Origin of the sequence: Paractinoplanes polyasparticus, assembly GCF_019710575.1 — a bacterium.
Classification (GTDB): domain Bacteria; phylum Actinomycetota; class Actinomycetes; order Mycobacteriales; family Micromonosporaceae; genus Actinoplanes; species Actinoplanes polyasparticus.
The window spans coordinates 294,920-310,166 of sequence record NZ_JAHWFK010000005.1 but is presented as its reverse complement, the minus strand read 5'-3'; the positions used below and the strand labels follow the sequence as shown (position 1 = coordinate 310,166).

The following is a 15,247-nucleotide window of genomic DNA, read 5'->3' as shown; positions in this document are numbered from 1 at the left end:
TCCAAAGCGAAGCATTTTCACGGGAGGCCCCCTTCATGTACCGCTCTCTCGGCCGGCGCCTGTTCTTCGGCGCTGTGGCCGCCGCCGCAACCGCGGCTTTCGCCTTCGCGGCGCCCGCCCAGGCCGCCGCGCCCACCATCGATGTTGTCCTGCCCGACGTCACCGTCGCGGCCGGGGCGAGCATCCAGGTCGCGCCGATCATGTTCGCGAACCAGGCGACGGTGCTCCACAACACCGCGATGACGTTCGAGCTCTCGGGCGACCTGCCCGGCGTCGCGTTCAAGGTCGAGGAGTTCGACGACTGCGAGGCCGTCGGCGCCACGAAGCTCACCTGTTCCCTGCCGTACGAGTTCGACCTCGGGCCGGACGGGGCAGTCGGCTACTACCAGGCCGAGCTCGCCGCGCCCGCGGCCGCCCTCGGCAAGACCGGCAAGATCACCACCACCTTCCGCGCCGACGGCGTGGACCCGGTCACCACCACGGCCGACGTGACCGTCGCGTCCGGCGTCGACCTGGCGGCCGGCCCGGACTCGAAGCTCAGCGTCAAGGTCGGCGCCGGCTTCGACGCCAAGCTCCAGGTGCGCAACAACAGCAAAGAGGTCGTGAAGGGCGCGGCGATCGTCTTCCACACCGACTACGCGTTCGCCTCGGCCAAGCAGTTCTCGAACTGCTGGTACGGCGACGGCCAGGTCAACGCCTGCACCTTCGGCCAGGACCTGCAGCCGGGCGCGACCTACCAGACCAGCCTTCCGTACAAGGTGCGGCCCGGCACGGCCGCGCCGGGTGGCGCGTACGGCGAGTTCCAGTGGCTGACCGGCGACGACTACCGGGACTACCTCGAGTACCTGGAGAAGGCCGGTTACGACGGACCCGGCGCCCCGGGCAAGGGCGGCAAGCTGGGTCTGACCTCGCAGGCGACCGCCCGCGCGGCCCAGACCGACACCGACCCCGACAACAACTGGCAGAACATCGAGATCAAGGTGCTCGGCAAGCTGGGCACCGACTTCGCCGCGGTCGGCGCCGCCGCCAAGGGGGCCGAGGGCGACACCCTGACCCTGCCGGTCGGCGCCCGCAACAACGGCCCGGCCACCGTGGACGCCAGCCGGTCCGGCTCGGCCGCCGCGACGGTCATCGTCACCATCCCGGCCAAGACCAAGGTCGTCACCGTTCCCGAGGGCTGCTCCAAGGCCGAGGACGACAGCGTCAAGACGAACCCCAAGGCGCTGCAGTACGTCTGCTACAGCTCCCCGCTGTTCCCGGCCAAGACGACGGTGCTGTGGAAGTTCGGCGTCGAGCTCACCGGCGACATCACCAACGGCAAGGGCCTCGTCGAGGTCAACCCGCCGTGCGAGTGCGAGCGGTTCTCGCGCGACATCAACAAGAAGAACGACACCGCGGCGATCGTGATCAACGAGGTCCCCGGCGCGGCCGGCGAGGGCAGCGGCGGTCAAGGCGGCGGCAGCCTGGCGATCACCGGGACGCAGACCGCCTTCGTCGGCGGGGCCGGCGCGGTCCTGGTGGCCGGCGGCGTCCTCGGCTTCGTCCTGGCGCGGCGCCGCCGCACCCGCTTCGAGGCCTGACGACCCGGGCGGTGACCTCCCGGACCGAGAGGTCACCGCCCGGTCGATGCCGGCGGTGCTGGTGAGCCGGTGCTCAGGCGCGGGCCCAGCGTCGCAGGGCCAGCGCGACGTCGGCGTCGTACGTGGCGATCGTGCCCAGCACCTCCTCCTGGCATCGGACGGGACCTCGCAGCAGCTCGACGAGCCCCTGCACCGCCTTGCTCCCGGCCGAGTGCCAGAGCCGGCGGGCCAGCTGCTGGAGGCCGAACTCGAACCACAGATAGTTGGTCCAGTCGCCGTCCAGCGTGTCGGCCATCCGGTCCAGGTCACGCACCGGCCACAGCCGGCGCGGCGTGTCCCGGACGACGTCGAACAGGGTCTCCAGGCTGGGCATCCACCAAGGCTCGACCTGTTCGACGTAGCCGTGCAGGATCACGTTCGAGGCGAGCTCGTCGAGCCAGAGACCGGCCGGCTCGCCCGCCCACGACTCGCCGTGCGTCACGTGGCCCAGCTCGTGCACCACGAGCAGGTCGACGAACGGGCGCAGGTCCGGCGGGTCGCCGTAGACGTCGGTCAGCCGCTCCCAGGCCCCAGCCGGAACGTGCGGGGCGCACCGGCTCAGCAGCGCCTCCCACAACGGGCCCCCGTCCAGCCCGGCGACGATCCGGTCGTCACCGACGTGCGGAATGCCGTACGGCACGCCCATCGAGACCCGCGGCCAGTCCTCCGGCCCGACGACGAACAACGACGGCGCCCAGGGCAGGCCGACCTGCTGGTCGATCCAGGCCGCGGCCTGCCGCATGCGCCCCGCCAGCGCCTCCGCCTGCGTTTCGCCGTCCGGGCTGAAGCTGACCTCGAAACCGAAGCCGCCCATCATGGCCAGCTCAGACACGTGTTTCTCCGGATGGCCCCGGCGGCGTAGCGGTCGACGACCGCCGTCGCGCTGTCTGGCCACGGACGTTTCCTGGCGTCATCAAAGTCTCCCTGTCCGATGTCCGGCAGGCGCCGGGCTCGCGTCCTGGTGAGATCATCAGAGCCGTCCGGAGGGGAGTCCGGCCAGCCGCCCGGACGGTTCCGGCCGGATCCGGACGGGGTGCCCGGACGGGGTGCCCGGACGGGGTGCCCGGACGGGGTGCCCACACTGGGCGCTCGGCAGACCAACGGAGGTCTCATGGCGACGACCGGACAGGAGCGGGGCTTTCCCGTGCCCGCCGGGACGACGGATCTCGCCGGGTTCGTCCGGGCGTTGCGCGACATCAAGGTGTGGGCCGGCAACCCCTCGCTCGAGACCCTGCGCCGGCGCACCGGGGTGGCCACCAGCACGCTGTCCGACGCGTTCAGCGTGCAGCGCCGCCGCCTGCCGTCGCTCGAGATCGTGCGCGCGATCGTGCTGGCCTGCGGGGCCGACCGGTCGGAAGCCCTGCGGTGGGAGCAGGCGTGGCGGGCCCTGGCTGAGCGCCTGGACGCTGTGGCCGCGCCGCCCCCTCGTCCGGCTTCGCTTCCGCCGGCTTCGCTTTCGCCGACGGAGCAGCGCGAGTGGATTCCCCGGCAGCTGCCGTCGGACGTCGTCGGGTTTTCGGGCCGCCGCGAGGCCCTCGACGCCCTGCACGCTGCGTCCGGGCAGGCCACGGCGACAGTCATCACCGGCACCGTGGGTGTGGGCAAGACCGCCCTCGCCGTGCACTGGGCGCACCGCATCGCTGAGCGCTACCCCGACGGTCAGCTCTATCTCGACCTGCGCGGGCACTCCGGCGATCCGACGATCAGCCCGGTCGAGGCGTTGCCGTTGCTGTTGCAGTCCCTCGGCGTCCCCAGCGAACGGATCCCGGCCGACCTGCCGCTGCAGACCGGGCTCTACCGCTCGGTTCTGGCCGACCGCCGGTGCCTGGTCGTGCTGGACAACGTCGTCGACTCCGCCCACGTCCGCCCGCTGCTGCCCAGCGGTCCCGGCTGCCACGCGCTGATCACCAGCCGGGACGCGCTGACCGGCCTGGTCGTCCGCGAGGGCGCGGCCCGGATCACCCTCGACACCCTGGACGAGACCGAGTCGGTGGGTCTGCTCACCACCCACCTCGGCGCGGCCCGGGTGCAGGCCGATCCCGCGGCGGCGACCGAACTGGTCGCCCTGTGCGCGCGGCTGCCGCTCGCCCTGCGCATCGTCGCCGCCAAGCTCGCCGCGCGGCCCCGGCACACCTTGGCCGACGCGATCCGCGAGCTGCGCGGCACCGACCTGCTGGGCCGCCTGCAGGTGGTCGGCGATCCGGAGAGCGCCGTCGCCGCCGCCTTCGACATCTCGTACGGCACCCTGCCGGCCGAGACCCAGCGGTTGTTCCGCCGGCTCGGCGTGGTGCCCGGCCCCGAGATCAGCCGGGAGGCGGCCGCGGTGCTGCTCGACCGGGACCTCGGCGACGACGTGCCCGAACTGGACGGGCTGGTCGCCGCGCACCTGGTGTCGGAGTACGCGCCGGACCGTTTCCGCAGCCACGACCTGCTGTCGCTCTACGCTCGCCGGCAGGCCACCCGGGAATCCGAGAGCGTGCGCCGCGAGGCCCTGCACCGGCTGCTCTCGTACTACCTGCTCAGCGCCGACGCGGCCCGCGAGACCCTCGTGCCCGGCCGTTCCATCAACGACATCGGCGCGCTGGCCCCGGCCGGCGTCCCGCACACGTTCGACGACCCGCGGGACGCGGTTGTCTGGCTCGAGACCGAATGGGCCAACCTGGCCGCGGCCATCGCGTACACGGCCGACCGCGACGAGGCGCCGTTCAGCTGGCATCTGGTCTACACGGTCAGCGTCTTTCTCTTCGGTCAGGGCTCGGGGGTCGCCCAGTTGACCACCGCCCGTGCGGCCCTGCGGGCTGCCGAGGCGGCCGACAACGCCCTCGGCCGGGCCTACTGTCACAACGCGCTGGGCATGGCCAACATCAACCTGCACCGGCTGACCGCCGCGAGCAGCGAGTTCGCCGCCGCCCGCGAGCAGTACCTGCGGGCCGGCGAGGTGCGAGGGGCCCGGATGGCCGCGAGCAACCTGGGCGACGTCTCCATCCGCACCGGCGACATCGCCCGGGCCGTGGAACTGTTCGAGGACGCCCGCACCGACGGCACGATCAGCACCGCCAACGAGGGGCTCAACGTCAGCAACCTCGCCATGGTGGAACGGATCCGCGGCAACCACGCCGAGGCCCTGCGGCTCGACGACCTGGCGCACGCGTTCGGCGTCCGCACCGGCGACCTCCTGCTCACCGTGACGGCCGAGGTCGGCATGGCCATGACCCACCTCGAGAGCGGCGATCCGGCATCGGCCGAGCCGCTGCTGGTCACGGCCCATGCGGCGGCCGTCGAGGCGGGCAGTGAGATCGATCTGTACGACGCGCTGGCCGCCCTGGTGCTGGTCTGCGCGCGCACCGGGCGCCACGCCGAGGCCGAGTTGTGGGCGGCGCCGCTGCGCAACCTCATCGATCGCGGCACGAGCAGCTTCACCGGCGACGACTGGGGACACGCCGCGATCGCCGAGGCCCACCTGACCGCCGGCCACCCGGAACGTGCCCTGGCCGAGGGGCTGCCCGCGCTGGACGATCAGGAGCGGGCGGGCTACCGGCACACCGCGATGCGGCTGCGGATCCTGCTCGGCCGGGCCCACCGCGAATGCGACGACCCGGCGGCGGCCCGTGCTCTGTGGACGGTCGCGCTCGAGTACGCGATCGAGCAGGACCTGCCGGACCGCTCGCGGATCGCGGCCCTGCTCGACCAGGGCTGCCCGGTCTGAGACCTGCTCAGAGGCTCGAGGGCTGCCCGGTCCGGGATCTGTTGCGGAGTGACAGGGCTGTGCCTGCCAGGGCCAGCGCCGCGGCGCCGGCCGAGCACCACATGACGGCGGGCAGGGTGTGCGGGACCAGCCATTCGGCGGTCGCCACCAGCACCGCCGCGGCGGCCCACAACGGCGCTGACGGCCAGCGTGCGCCCGCCGCCACCTGGGCGTTGACCAACACGAAGACCAGTGCGTAGAACGCGCCGGTGGTGGCGAAGACCGGCGCGTACCGGCCCAGGCCGGTGTAGTCGGCGCCACCGGCCAGGCTGAAGGCCAGGCCGCCGGCCAGCGCGGACGCCGCGACGAGCAGGGCGCCGCAGGCGGCGACCAGCCCGACGGCGATCAGCAGCGCGCGCCGGCTGCCCTGGGCGAGCCGGGGCAGGGCCAGCACGGTGACCACCTGGGGGGCCCACATCGCGCCCTTGGTCAGCACGGCTCCCACGGCGTAGGCGCCGGACGCGTCGGCCGGCAGCACGTGGCGGGCCAGGATCACGTCGGCGTACGAGACGGCCAGCATGGCCAGGGTCGCCGAGCCGGCGGTGAAGACCTGCTTCGCGGTGAGGCCGTGATCGTTCGGCGCGGCGCCGGGGGTGCGGGCCATGAGAGCGAGCACGGGCGGTACGCCCAGCGCCAGCACGGTGCCGAGCAGCACGGAGCCGGTCAGGCCGAGACCGAGCAGCAGGCCCGCGACGAGCCCGCCGTACCGGCCGGCGGCCAGCACGGACATGCCCAGGGCCAGGCGCAGGAAGCGCTCGTCACCCTGGAGCTCGCCCAGTGGGCGGCCACTGAGGACGATCGCGAAGGTGTAGACGGCCAGCAGGGGAGTGAGCGCGGGCGGCAGGTCGAGCAGCGGGCCCGCGACCGGCGCCAGCGCCAGCACCGCGCCGCCGCAGGCCAGCGCGGTGACCGTGGCGACGCGGCCGGCGGTGGCGCCCGGGTGGCGGGCCCGGCGTACCGCCATCGCGATCTGCAGGCCGGTGCCGGGCACCGAGGCGATCGCGACGATCGCCAGCACGGTGGCGAGCGCGCCGAGGTCGCCCGCGCTCAGCCGGCGGGCGCCGAGGACCGGCACGACATAGCCGAAGGCGTTGGTGATCGCGCCGGCGATCGTCACGGCGGCGCCGGAGAGACCGATGCTGCGCCGGGACGGTGCGCTCAGAGCCGGCCCTCCGCGACCGCTCGGGTGATCCACGGGATCACCTCGTCGAGCATGGCGTCGAGCGTGGTCGCGGCGGTGAAGCCGAGCACCTCGCGGGCCTTCGTCACGTCCGGCACCCGCATCGCCACGTCGTGGGCGAACGGCTCGTCGCTGACGTGGCGGAACGGCACGTCCGGTCCCTTGACCTTGCGCCAGATCAGTTCGGCCAGCTCGAGCACCGTCGTGGACTGCGCGGTGGAGAGGTTGAAGTCCTCGTTGCGGGCGGCCTCGTGCTCCATCGCGGTGACGATGCCGCGGGCCAGGTCGCCGCCGTACGTGTAATGCCGCACCTGCTCGCCGCTGCCGAGGACGTGCAACGGGTCCTGCCCCTTGAGGACCTTCTGCACGAGATCGGGGACGACGTGCGACATCGCGAGCTTGACGTTGCCCGAAAGCACCTCGGCGTTGCCCAGGGCCCGGCCCTCGCCGACGCCGACGCAGTTGAACGGGCGGACGATCGTGTACGGCAGCTGGTACTGATCCCAGGCGGCCCGGGCGTAGTACTCCACGGCCAGCTTCTGGAAGCCGTACGAGGAACGCGGCGGCGGCACTGCCTTCTCGTCGCCCTCCCTGCTGGGCCACCGGTCGGTCGATTCGTACACCATGGACGACGAGATGTACGTGACCTTCTTCAGCCGGCCGTCGCGGTGCGCCGCGATCGCCGCGTCGCACGAGGACGCCATGATCCGCTCGTTGGTGGCGAGCAGGTCGTACGCGTACGTGTGGAAGTAGGAGATGCCACCGATCATTGCGGCGCCCGCTATGAAGTGGTCGCAGCCGTCGAGCAACTCGCCGACGAGGCGCGGGTCGCGGGCGTCGCCCTCCACGAACCGGAAGTTCGGGTGGTCGTCGTAGGCGTGCGCCACCTTGCCGTACTTGGAGTAGTCGTCGAGGCCCACCACCTCGTGCCCGCGGCCGAGCAGCTCCTCGACGAGGTAGCCGCCGATGAATCCGGCCGAGCCGGTGACCAGAACCTTCGTCACTGCGGGGTGCTCTCCTTGTCACGATCGGGTTCGACGGCGTCGCGATCGGGTTCGATGGCGTCGCGTCCGGGTTCGACGGCGTCCGGCTTGCGGGCCGCCCAGCGGTCGGCGAGCTGCTCCCCGGTCAGCCGGGGGCCGAACGCGAACAGATACCAGCGCAGATAGCTCGGCACGAACCGGCCCACGTCGAAGTTGGACTCGCCGAGCTGCCGGTCGAGCCAGATGGTCGGGATCTCGGCCACCGGGCGGCGCATCCGGGTCGCCTTCGCGGTGAGCTCGATGCCGATCTCGAAGCCGGTCCGCGATTCGATGCCCACCTCGCGGACGAACCCGGTGTCGTACGCCTTGAAGCTGTTCGTCGCGTCCCGGGTGCCCACCCGGGCCAGCCACCACAGCGTGCGCCCGGCCCAGCGCGAGGCCATCCGCTTGAACCTCGGACCGCCCACCTGCTGCCCGCCGGGCATGTAGCGCGACGCCGCGGCGACCACGACCCCCCGGTCGACCAGCCGGGCCAGGTCGTCGATCTGCCGCGGGTCGTCGCAGCCGTCGGCCATGGTGACCACGGCGACCGGCGCCGCGGCGGCGTCGATGCCGAACCGGATCGCGTTGGCTGGTCCCCGCCCGTACGTGTTGAGCACCGTCCGGACCCGGGGGTCGTGCTCGGCGATCCTCTGCGCGTACGGCACCGTCGTGTCCTCGGGCATGTCGTGCACAACGAGGATCTCGGCCGGCAGCAACACCTCGCGCAGGATCCGTTCCAGGTGCCGCACCACGTCGGCGCCCTCGTTGTAGACCGGGATGACCACCGAGACCCGGGGCGTCACACCAGCACCCCGGTCCCGGTCAGGCCCCACATGTCGATCAGCGGCGTGTCGGTCTCGAGGTCGGCGTACTGCGGGTGGGGCGCCGCGATGATCAGCAGGTCGGCCCGTTTCAGCACCTCGTCGAGCGGCAGGAAGCGGTCGTCGCGCACGAACGGATCGGTGCAGAGCGTCTCGCGGGCCTTGAGCGTCAGGATCTTGCGCAGCTTGTAGGCCAGGCTGTCGCGCGAGTCGTCGCTGCCGCCCTTGAACGCCATGCCGAGGATGCCGACGGTGAGCTCGCTCAGATCGAACCGGTCCTCCAGCCGGGAGACCAGGTAGAGCGGGAGCCCCTCGTTGATCAGCATTGCCGAGTGGCCGAGCACGAAGTTGTTCCGGTTGAACGCGGCCAGCTGCATCGTGTCCTTGAGCAGGCACGGCCCGGCGGCGAAGCCCGGCATCGGCAGGTCGTCGGCGCGCGGGTAGTCGAAGGTGACCGCGTGCCGGATCCGGGCGAAGTCGAGGCCGAAGTCGTTGGCCATCATCCAGAACTGGTTGGCCGCCGCGAATTTCAGGTAGCGCCAGGTGTTGGTGAACAGCTTGGCCAGCTCGGCCTCCTCCGGCTCGAGCCGGACGATCGAGTCGGTCAGGGTGCGGAACAGCTTCTCGGCCCGTTCCAAAGCCTGCGGCGTACGGGCGGCGACGATCTGCGGCAGCTCGAAGAGCTCGGTCATCGCCTTGCCCTCGGCGATCCGCTCCGGACAGAAGGCGACGTCCACGTCGAGGCCGCGGCCGCTCAGCAGCCGCTCGGTGAGCGCGGTGACACCCGGGTAGACCGTGCTGCGCAGCACGATGAGCTGGCCGTCGCGCAGGTACTCGGCGCCGCGTTCGATCGCCCGCGGCACCGCGCCGAGGTCGGGGTTGAGATGCTCGTCGACCGGGGTGCCGACGACGACGATCAGCGCGTCGGCCCGGCCCACACTCGACGGCTCGGTCGTGGCCACCAGGCGGCCCGCCGCGACCGCCTCGGCCAGCAGCTCGGCCGCGCCGTGTTCAGCGAAGGGCATCACTGCCGCGTTGACCGTATCGACCGCGGTCGCATCGATGTCGTACAGCACGACGGAGAGGCCGCGCGAGGCCAGCGCGATGCCCAGGGGCAGGCCGACACGGCCGCAACCACCCACGACGCAGACGTCCACACACGGCTCCCTTCACTTCGGTGCCTGGAGGTTACTCGTGAGTCAACTTCGGGTCTACCCATGTGCGAGACAGGCACTATGGTTCGTCACCATGGCCGGCACGTTGACCACCCGAATGAGCTCGCGCATCGCCGCGGCACTACCGTCGAACGCCGTCGCGGCGGCGGTGCGATTCGCCTATCCGCGGGTCGAGCCGGAGCTCGCCCGGCTCCCCTCGTACGCGCCCAGGGGCGGCACGGCCGTCGATGTCGGCGCCTGGTACGGACCGTGGACGCGCGGCCTGCGCCGGATCGCCGACCGGGTGGTCTCGGTCGAGCCGACGGCCGAATTGGCCCGGTGCGTCGCCACCGCGTTCCCCGACGTGCGGGTGGTCGAGGCGGTCGCTTCCGACCATGCCGGCACGGCCGAGCTCCACCTGCCGTCGGGCGGTCCGGGCACCGGCACCTCGTCGCTCGAGCAGCCGACCGGGCGCGCGGTCACGGTCGAGCGGATCACCATCGACGAGCTGGCGCTGACCGACGTCCGGTTCCTGAAGATCGACGTCGAGGGGCACGAGATGCCCGCGCTGCGCGGCGCCGAGAAGACGCTGCGCCGCGACCGGCCCCTGCTGATCGTCGAGCTGGAGGAGCGGATCCAGCCCGTCGAGCCGGTGCTCGGCCTGCTCGGCGGGTGGGGCTACCAGCCGTACGTGATGCCCGCCGGCCGCTGGATCCCGCTGTCCGAATTCGATCTGATCGGCCATCAGCGCGGCGCCCTGGCCCGGGTCGAGCAGAGCTTCGCCCGCCGGGTGGTCTGGCCGCGGCCGCGCTACGTCAACATGGTCCTGTTCCGGCCGGAGCGGCGGTCGTGACCGCCGCGGCTGTGCCGGCCGTGCGCGTCCGGGTCGATCCGGTGGACGCGGTCGCCGGTGTCCTCATCGTGCTCAGCGTGGCCTGGCGGGCGGTCGTGTCGCGGCGCGGCTTCCTGGCCATCGACGACTTCCCGATCGTGTCCCAGGCCGACGCGTACGGGCTCGACCCCGGGCACCTGTTCGGGCTCTACAACAACCACTTCATGCCGGCCGGCCGGCTGGTCACCCTGGCCGTCGAGCGGCTCGCCGGGTACGACTACGTCCCGTTGCTGGTGCTGATGCTGCTGGCCCAGCTCGCCGTCGGCATCGCCTTCTACCGGTTGCTCAAGCTGATGCTGCCGGCGGGCTGGGGCCTGCTGCTGCCCCTCTGCCTGCTCGTGTTCAACCCGCTGACCCTGGAGCTCACCGCGTGGTGGGCGGTCGGCGTCAACCTGCTGCCCATGCAGCTCGCGATGATCGTCGCGATCGGCGCGCTCGTCCGCTACCTGCGCACAGGCGACAACCACCACCTGGTCTCGCTGGCCGCGGCGGTGCTCGTCGGGCTCCTCTTCTTCGAGAAGGTGCTGTTCGCGGCGCCGCTGGTGTTCCTGGTCGCGCTCTGCCTCTACGCGCCCGGCGGACCGGTCCGCGCGGTCGTCACCACGGTCCGGCGCTGGTGGCCGGCCTGGGCCCTGCTGACCGTGATCGTGCTGGTCTACCTCGGCGCCTACCTCGGGATGTCGACCGCCTCCACGATCCGCGAGCCGTCGTCGGCAGGCGAGGTGGGCACGTTCCTGGGCCAGTACTTCGGCGAGTCGCTGGCCCCCGGGCTGATCGGCGGGCCGTGGAGCTGGCTGGCAGCGGGGGACGGCACCGCGGTCGTGGCGCCGACCGCGGCCGCCCGGTGGGTCTCCTGGGTTCTCATCGGGGCGCTCGTGGCCGGCACGATCTGGTGGCGGCGCTGGGTGGCGGTGCGGGCCTGGACCCTGCTGCTGCTCTTCGCCCTGCTGGCCGGCGGCCTGATCGCGGCCACCCGGCTCGGCTCGGCGCTCAGCGGGGTCGCCGGTCTGGTGCCGCGCTACCTCGGCGACGTGATGCCGGTCGCGGCCCTCTGCGTGGGGATCGCCGTGTGCGGCTTGCGGAAGCTGGACGGCACTGTGGACGAGGTGAAGCCGCCGGCGCGCCTCACGGCCGCGGTGGTGGCGGCGGCCGTCTTCATCGCCAGCAGCCTTTGGAGCAGCGTCGACTTCGCCTCGGACTGGTCGCAGAAGGCCGGGCGGGACTACCTGCGCACCGCGCAGGCCGACCTGGCCGTGGCCGGGGCCGGCACGGTGTTCATGGACCAGCCGGTGCCCGAGGAGGTGGTGCCGAGCATGTCGAGCCCGTGGAACATGCAGTCCCGGTTCTTCGGACCGGTCGAGAACGGGCCGACCTTCGTCACCGAGGCTCAGCGGCTCTCCGTCTTCGACGAGTCCGGGCACATCCGGCCGGCCTGGGTCGACGGCGTACGGGCCGAGCCCGGTCCGGTGAAGGGCTGCGGGTACCAGGTGACCCGCGGCCGCACGGTGCGGATCCCGCTGCGGGCCGAGGTCGTCGACTACTGGCAGGTGCTGCGGATCGGCTACCTCAGCGACAAGGACACCACGGCGACGGTGCGGGCCGGCGACCATCCGGCGCGCTCGTTCGCGGTGCGCCGCGGCCTCAACGCCATGTTCATCCTGCTGCTGGCCGGCGGCGACGAGGTGACGCTGAAGGTGGCCGACGCCTCGGCCAACCTCTGCACCGACGAGATCGAGATCGGCTCGCTCGTGCCCCAGCCGGCCGGGTGAAGGCGCTGCACGGTGTGGCCGCCGCGGTCACCGTGGTGGTCCTCGCGCCCCTGGCCCGGCCCGGCTACGTGCTGCGCTACGACATGGTGTTCGTGCCCCGGCAGCCGCTGAACTGGGAGATGCTCGCCCCGGCGGACTCGCTCCCGCGGGCGGTGCCGCTGGACGCGCTGGTGTCGCTGGCCAACGTGGCCGTGCCGGGCTGGCTGCTGCAACGGACAGCGCTGGTGGCTGTCGTCTATCTGGCCGCGCTGGGCGCCGCGCGGCTCATGCCGGCCGAGCGCACCGGCCCCCGGGTGGTGGCGGCGCTGGCGTACGCCTGGACGCCGTTCCTCGCCGAACGCCTGCTGCTCGGGCAGTGGGCGCTGCTGCTCGCCTACGCCGCGCTGCCCTGGCTGGTGGCGGCGGCCCGGGATCTGCTGGCAGGCCGTCCCGGCGCCCTGCCCCGGCTGGTGCTCGCGGCCGCTCCGGCCGCCGTCACCCCCACCGGCGGGCTGATCGCGCTGGCCGCCGTCCTGGTGTTGCTGCCCTTGCGGTCACGGACCACCGCGTTCGCCGCCGCTTCGGTGCTCGGGCTCAATCTGCCGTGGCTGGTCGCCGCGCTGACCGCTTCGGCCGGTGGCGTCTCGGACCCCGAGGGCGTGCCCGCCTTCGCCGCCCGGGCCGAGAACTGGGCGGGCGCCTGGTGGTCGCTCGCCGGCACCGGTGGCATCTGGAACTCCCAGACCGTGCCGGACAGCCGGGGCTCGGCGCTGACACCCCTGGTGACCCTGCTGCTGCTCGGGGTCGCGGGGGCCGGTCTGCCCGTCCTGCGCCGCGGCCTGCCCGGCGTCGCGGACCGGTTGCTCGTGCTGGCCGCAGGCGGGTTCCTGCTCGCCGCGGCGGGCGCCGGGCCGGCTGGGCCCGTGCTCGAGTGGGTGGTCGGCCAGGTGCCGGGCGGCGGCCTGCTGCGCGACGGGCAGAAGTTCCTCATCCCGTACGCGCTGGCTCTGGCCCTGGCCTTCGCGGCCGGCGCCGGGCGTATGGCAAGCACGCTGGCCCGCCGCTTCGAGCCGTCGGCGGGCCGGATGGTGCTGATCGGGGCCGCGCTGTTGCCGGTCGCCGTCCTGCCCGATCTCGCCTTCGGCGGCCTCGGCGCCCTGCGGCCGGTCAACTATCCGGCGGACTGGAACGTGGTCGCCGACCGGGTCGGCGCGGCGCCCGGCGAGGTGCTCTCCCTGCCGTTCGAGGGCTACCAGCGCTATCCGTGGACGGACGGCGTCGTGGTGCGCGACCCGGCGCCCCGCTACCTGAACGCCCCGGTGCTGATCAACGACGCCCTGCGGGTGGGGCCGGTGACCGTCGACGGGGAGAGCCCGCGCGCCCGCGCCGTGCGGCAGCACCTGGCAGCCGGCCGGCCCGCCGCCGAGCTCGGTTTCCGCTGGGTGCTGGTGCGGCTGGGCGCCGGGGACGAGCCGCCGGCGGCCGTCCTGACCGGACTCCGGCTCGCCTATGCGGGATCGAGTCTGCAGCTGTGGGAGAACGCGTCCGCGCCGCCCGCCCCGGCCGCGGACGTCGGCGGGCGCGTCCTCGCCGTGGCGGCCCACGGAGCCGCAGCCGCAATCGTGATCTTCTATGGGCTCACGCTGCTGCGGCGGCGGGTTACTCCGTGGTAATGTCCGCCAATTCGAACCGGGGAGGGAGAAAAGCATGGCCAAGCTGGCAACCTACGTTGTAGCCCTGGTCGCCGGGGGTGTCCTCGGCGCGGTGGGCATCATGGCCATGATGGGCGCGGTCAACCCGTCCGCCGATCATGTCGCCCAGACGACCGAGATCGTCGACGCCTCGACGAGCGTCTACGGCACCCGCTGATCCGACTTCCCCGGCTGCGCCGCGGGAAGGTGCCCGGCGACCACCTGGGCGAAGGCCTCGCCGGCCTGCGCCCAGGTGAACCGCCGGGCGTAGCACGCCGCGGCCGCGCCCATGCTCGATCGGCGCTGAGCGTCCAGCAGCAACTCGCGTGTCGCCCGGAAGAACTCGAACTCGTCCTCGACCAGCATGCCGGTCTCGCCGTCGGCCATCGCGTCGACGACGCCGCCCGCGGAGCGGAACGCCACCGACGGCGTGCCCCGCGCGCCGGCCTCCACGATGGTCAGACCCCAGCCCTCCTTGATCGAGGGCTGCAGCATCAGCCAGGAGCCGCAGAGCAGCTCGTGCTTGTGCGCCTCGCTGACGTACCCGGCGAACCGCACGTGCTTCTCGATGTCCAGGTCGGCCGCGAGCTGCCGCAGCGGCTCGTCCCACCACCCCTGCCCGGCCACCACCAGCTCCACGTCGGGCATCTCGGTGGCCAGCAGCGCGGTCGCGCGCATGGCCAGCTCGACCCGCTTGTGCGGCACGAGGCGGCCGAGAACGATCAGGCTGGGGAAGGCCGTGCGAGGCACCGGCGGACCCACCACCGCGGTGGTTCCGTTGTGGATGACGGTGATCCGCTGCGGGTCGACGCCCAGCCCGGACAGCTCGCCCAGGGTCGACGCCGAGACCGTGACGTACCGGCACCGGCGGTAGACCCGGACGGCCAGCCGGGACTCGATCCACCAGCCGATCCGGGCCATCCGCGGCCCGAACAGCACCGGCCACTGCTCCCGGTGCACGTGGTGCACCAGCGCTATCACCGGCCGCCGGGACCAGAGCCGGCTCAGGAACGGGATGCCGTTGCCGACGTCGACGATCACGTCCGGGCGGCCCAGGCGGCGCCGCGACAGGGGACCGATTCCGAATACCCCGGCGAGGTAGATCATCGCCGCGAAGAGGTATACGGTGTGCCGGCCGCCGCGGCGGACGATCCGGAGGCCGTCCGGGTTCGTCTCCTCGGCCGGCGCGACGCCGTAGGCCTGACAGACGAGGGTCGCGCGGTAGCCCCGGGAAACCATTTCGGCGGCCACCCGCTCGAGGAAGACCTCCGAACCGCCCCCCTCCGGGTGGGCAGTGTCCCGCCAGTTCAGGAACAGTACGTGGGCGCCGAAGACATCGGTCATGGTCTACTCGTTCACACCCCTACTGGCG

12 protein-coding genes are annotated in these 15,247 nt (G+C 72.7%); 6 read left to right on the top strand and 6 right to left on the bottom strand.

What is annotated here, in order from left to right; all coding sequences use genetic code 11:
- The first annotated feature begins 35 nt into the window (after positions 1-35).
- Complete coding sequence (locus tag KXC43_RS08615; RefSeq protein ID WP_221375432.1) at positions 36-1,580, top strand: hypothetical protein; 1,545 nt, start codon at positions 36-38, stop codon at positions 1,578-1,580.
- A gap of 73 nt (positions 1,581-1,653) precedes the next feature.
- On the opposite strand, the gene KXC43_RS08610 is transcribed toward KXC43_RS08615, so the two are convergent.
- Positions 1,654-2,451, bottom strand: a complete 798-nt coding sequence (locus KXC43_RS08610) for a hypothetical protein (RefSeq protein ID WP_221375431.1) — start codon at positions 2,449-2,451, stop codon at positions 1,654-1,656.
- Positions 2,452-2,730: 279 nt separating this feature from the next.
- On the opposite strand from KXC43_RS08610, the gene KXC43_RS08605 reads away from it, so the two are divergent.
- Complete coding sequence (locus KXC43_RS08605; protein WP_221375430.1) at positions 2,731-5,325, top strand: ATP-binding protein; 2,595 nt, start codon at positions 2,731-2,733, stop codon at positions 5,323-5,325.
- Positions 5,326-5,332: 7 nt separating this feature from the next.
- Here KXC43_RS08605 and KXC43_RS08600 read toward each other — a convergent pair whose 3' ends face one another.
- The 4 genes from KXC43_RS08600 to KXC43_RS08585 are packed head-to-tail and all read right to left on the bottom strand — an operon-like array spanning position 5,333 to position 9,547.
- On the bottom strand, positions 5,333-6,559 hold the full coding sequence (locus KXC43_RS08600) for a lipopolysaccharide biosynthesis protein (RefSeq protein WP_308129012.1): 1,227 nt from the start codon (positions 6,557-6,559) through the stop codon (positions 5,333-5,335).
- Positions 6,523-7,548 carry an NAD-dependent epimerase/dehydratase family protein gene (locus KXC43_RS08595; RefSeq protein ID WP_221375429.1) on the bottom strand — a complete coding sequence of 342 codons (1,026 nt, stop codon included), beginning with the start codon at positions 7,546-7,548 and terminating at the stop codon, positions 6,523-6,525. Before KXC43_RS08595 ends, KXC43_RS08600 begins: the two co-directional genes overlap by 37 nt.
- Positions 7,545-8,372, bottom strand: coding sequence for a glycosyltransferase family 2 protein (locus tag KXC43_RS08590; protein ID WP_221375428.1), 828 nt, complete (start codon positions 8,370-8,372; stop codon positions 7,545-7,547). The genes KXC43_RS08595 and KXC43_RS08590 overlap by 4 nt, the downstream gene beginning before the upstream one ends.
- The gene (locus KXC43_RS08585; protein ID WP_308129011.1) at positions 8,369-9,547 is read right to left on the bottom strand and encodes a nucleotide sugar dehydrogenase; all 1,179 of its coding nucleotides are present in this window, start codon (positions 9,545-9,547) and stop codon (positions 8,369-8,371) included. Before KXC43_RS08585 ends, KXC43_RS08590 begins: the two co-directional genes overlap by 4 nt.
- Positions 9,548-9,638: 91 nt before the next feature.
- Here KXC43_RS08585 and KXC43_RS08580 point away from each other — a divergent pair, with 91 nt between their 5' ends.
- Genes KXC43_RS08580 through KXC43_RS08565 form a run of 4 tightly spaced genes read left to right on the top strand, consistent with a single transcriptional unit; the run spans position 9,639 to position 14,053 of the window.
- Positions 9,639-10,397, top strand: a complete 759-nt coding sequence (locus KXC43_RS08580; RefSeq protein ID WP_221375427.1) for an FkbM family methyltransferase — start codon at positions 9,639-9,641, stop codon at positions 10,395-10,397.
- On the top strand, positions 10,394-12,205 hold the full coding sequence (locus tag KXC43_RS08575; protein ID WP_221375426.1) for a hypothetical protein: 1,812 nt from the start codon (positions 10,394-10,396) through the stop codon (positions 12,203-12,205). The genes KXC43_RS08580 and KXC43_RS08575 overlap by 4 nt, the downstream gene beginning before the upstream one ends.
- The gene (locus KXC43_RS08570) at positions 12,202-13,857 is read left to right on the top strand and encodes an MmpA family trehalose lipid delivery protein (RefSeq protein ID WP_221375425.1); all 1,656 of its coding nucleotides are present in this window, start codon (positions 12,202-12,204) and stop codon (positions 13,855-13,857) included. The genes KXC43_RS08575 and KXC43_RS08570 overlap by 4 nt, the downstream gene beginning before the upstream one ends.
- 34 nt (positions 13,858-13,891) lie before the next feature.
- Positions 13,892-14,053 (top strand): hypothetical protein, encoded by a 162-nt coding sequence (locus KXC43_RS08565; protein WP_221375424.1) that lies wholly within the window; start codon positions 13,892-13,894, stop codon positions 14,051-14,053.
- Here KXC43_RS08565 and KXC43_RS08560 read toward each other — a convergent pair.
- A complete protein-coding gene (locus KXC43_RS08560) occupies positions 14,038-15,219 on the bottom strand; it encodes a glycosyltransferase family 4 protein (RefSeq protein WP_221375423.1) in 1,182 nt (393 codons plus the stop codon). The two genes, KXC43_RS08565 and KXC43_RS08560, sit on opposite strands and share 16 nt — an antisense overlap.
- Positions 15,220-15,247 lie beyond the last annotated feature (28 nt).

What these genes read in the sequence shown, in the direction of transcription:
- KXC43_RS08615 (WP_221375432.1), top strand. Translation starts at nt 36, where the DNA reads ATGTACCGCTCTCTCGGCCGGCGCCTGTTCTTCGGCGCTGTGGCCGCC.
- KXC43_RS08605 (WP_221375430.1), top strand. Translation starts at nt 2,731, where the DNA reads ATGGCGACGACCGGACAGGAGCGGGGCTTTCCCGTGCCCGCCGGGACG.
- KXC43_RS08580 (WP_221375427.1), top strand. Translation starts at nt 9,639, where the DNA reads ATGGCCGGCACGTTGACCACCCGAATGAGCTCGCGCATCGCCGCGGCA.
- KXC43_RS08565 (WP_221375424.1), top strand. Translation starts at nt 13,892, where the DNA reads ATGGCCAAGCTGGCAACCTACGTTGTAGCCCTGGTCGCCGGGGGTGTC.
- KXC43_RS08560 (WP_221375423.1), bottom strand. Translation starts at nt 15,219, where the DNA reads ATGACCGATGTCTTCGGCGCCCACGTACTGTTCCTGAACTGGCGGGAC.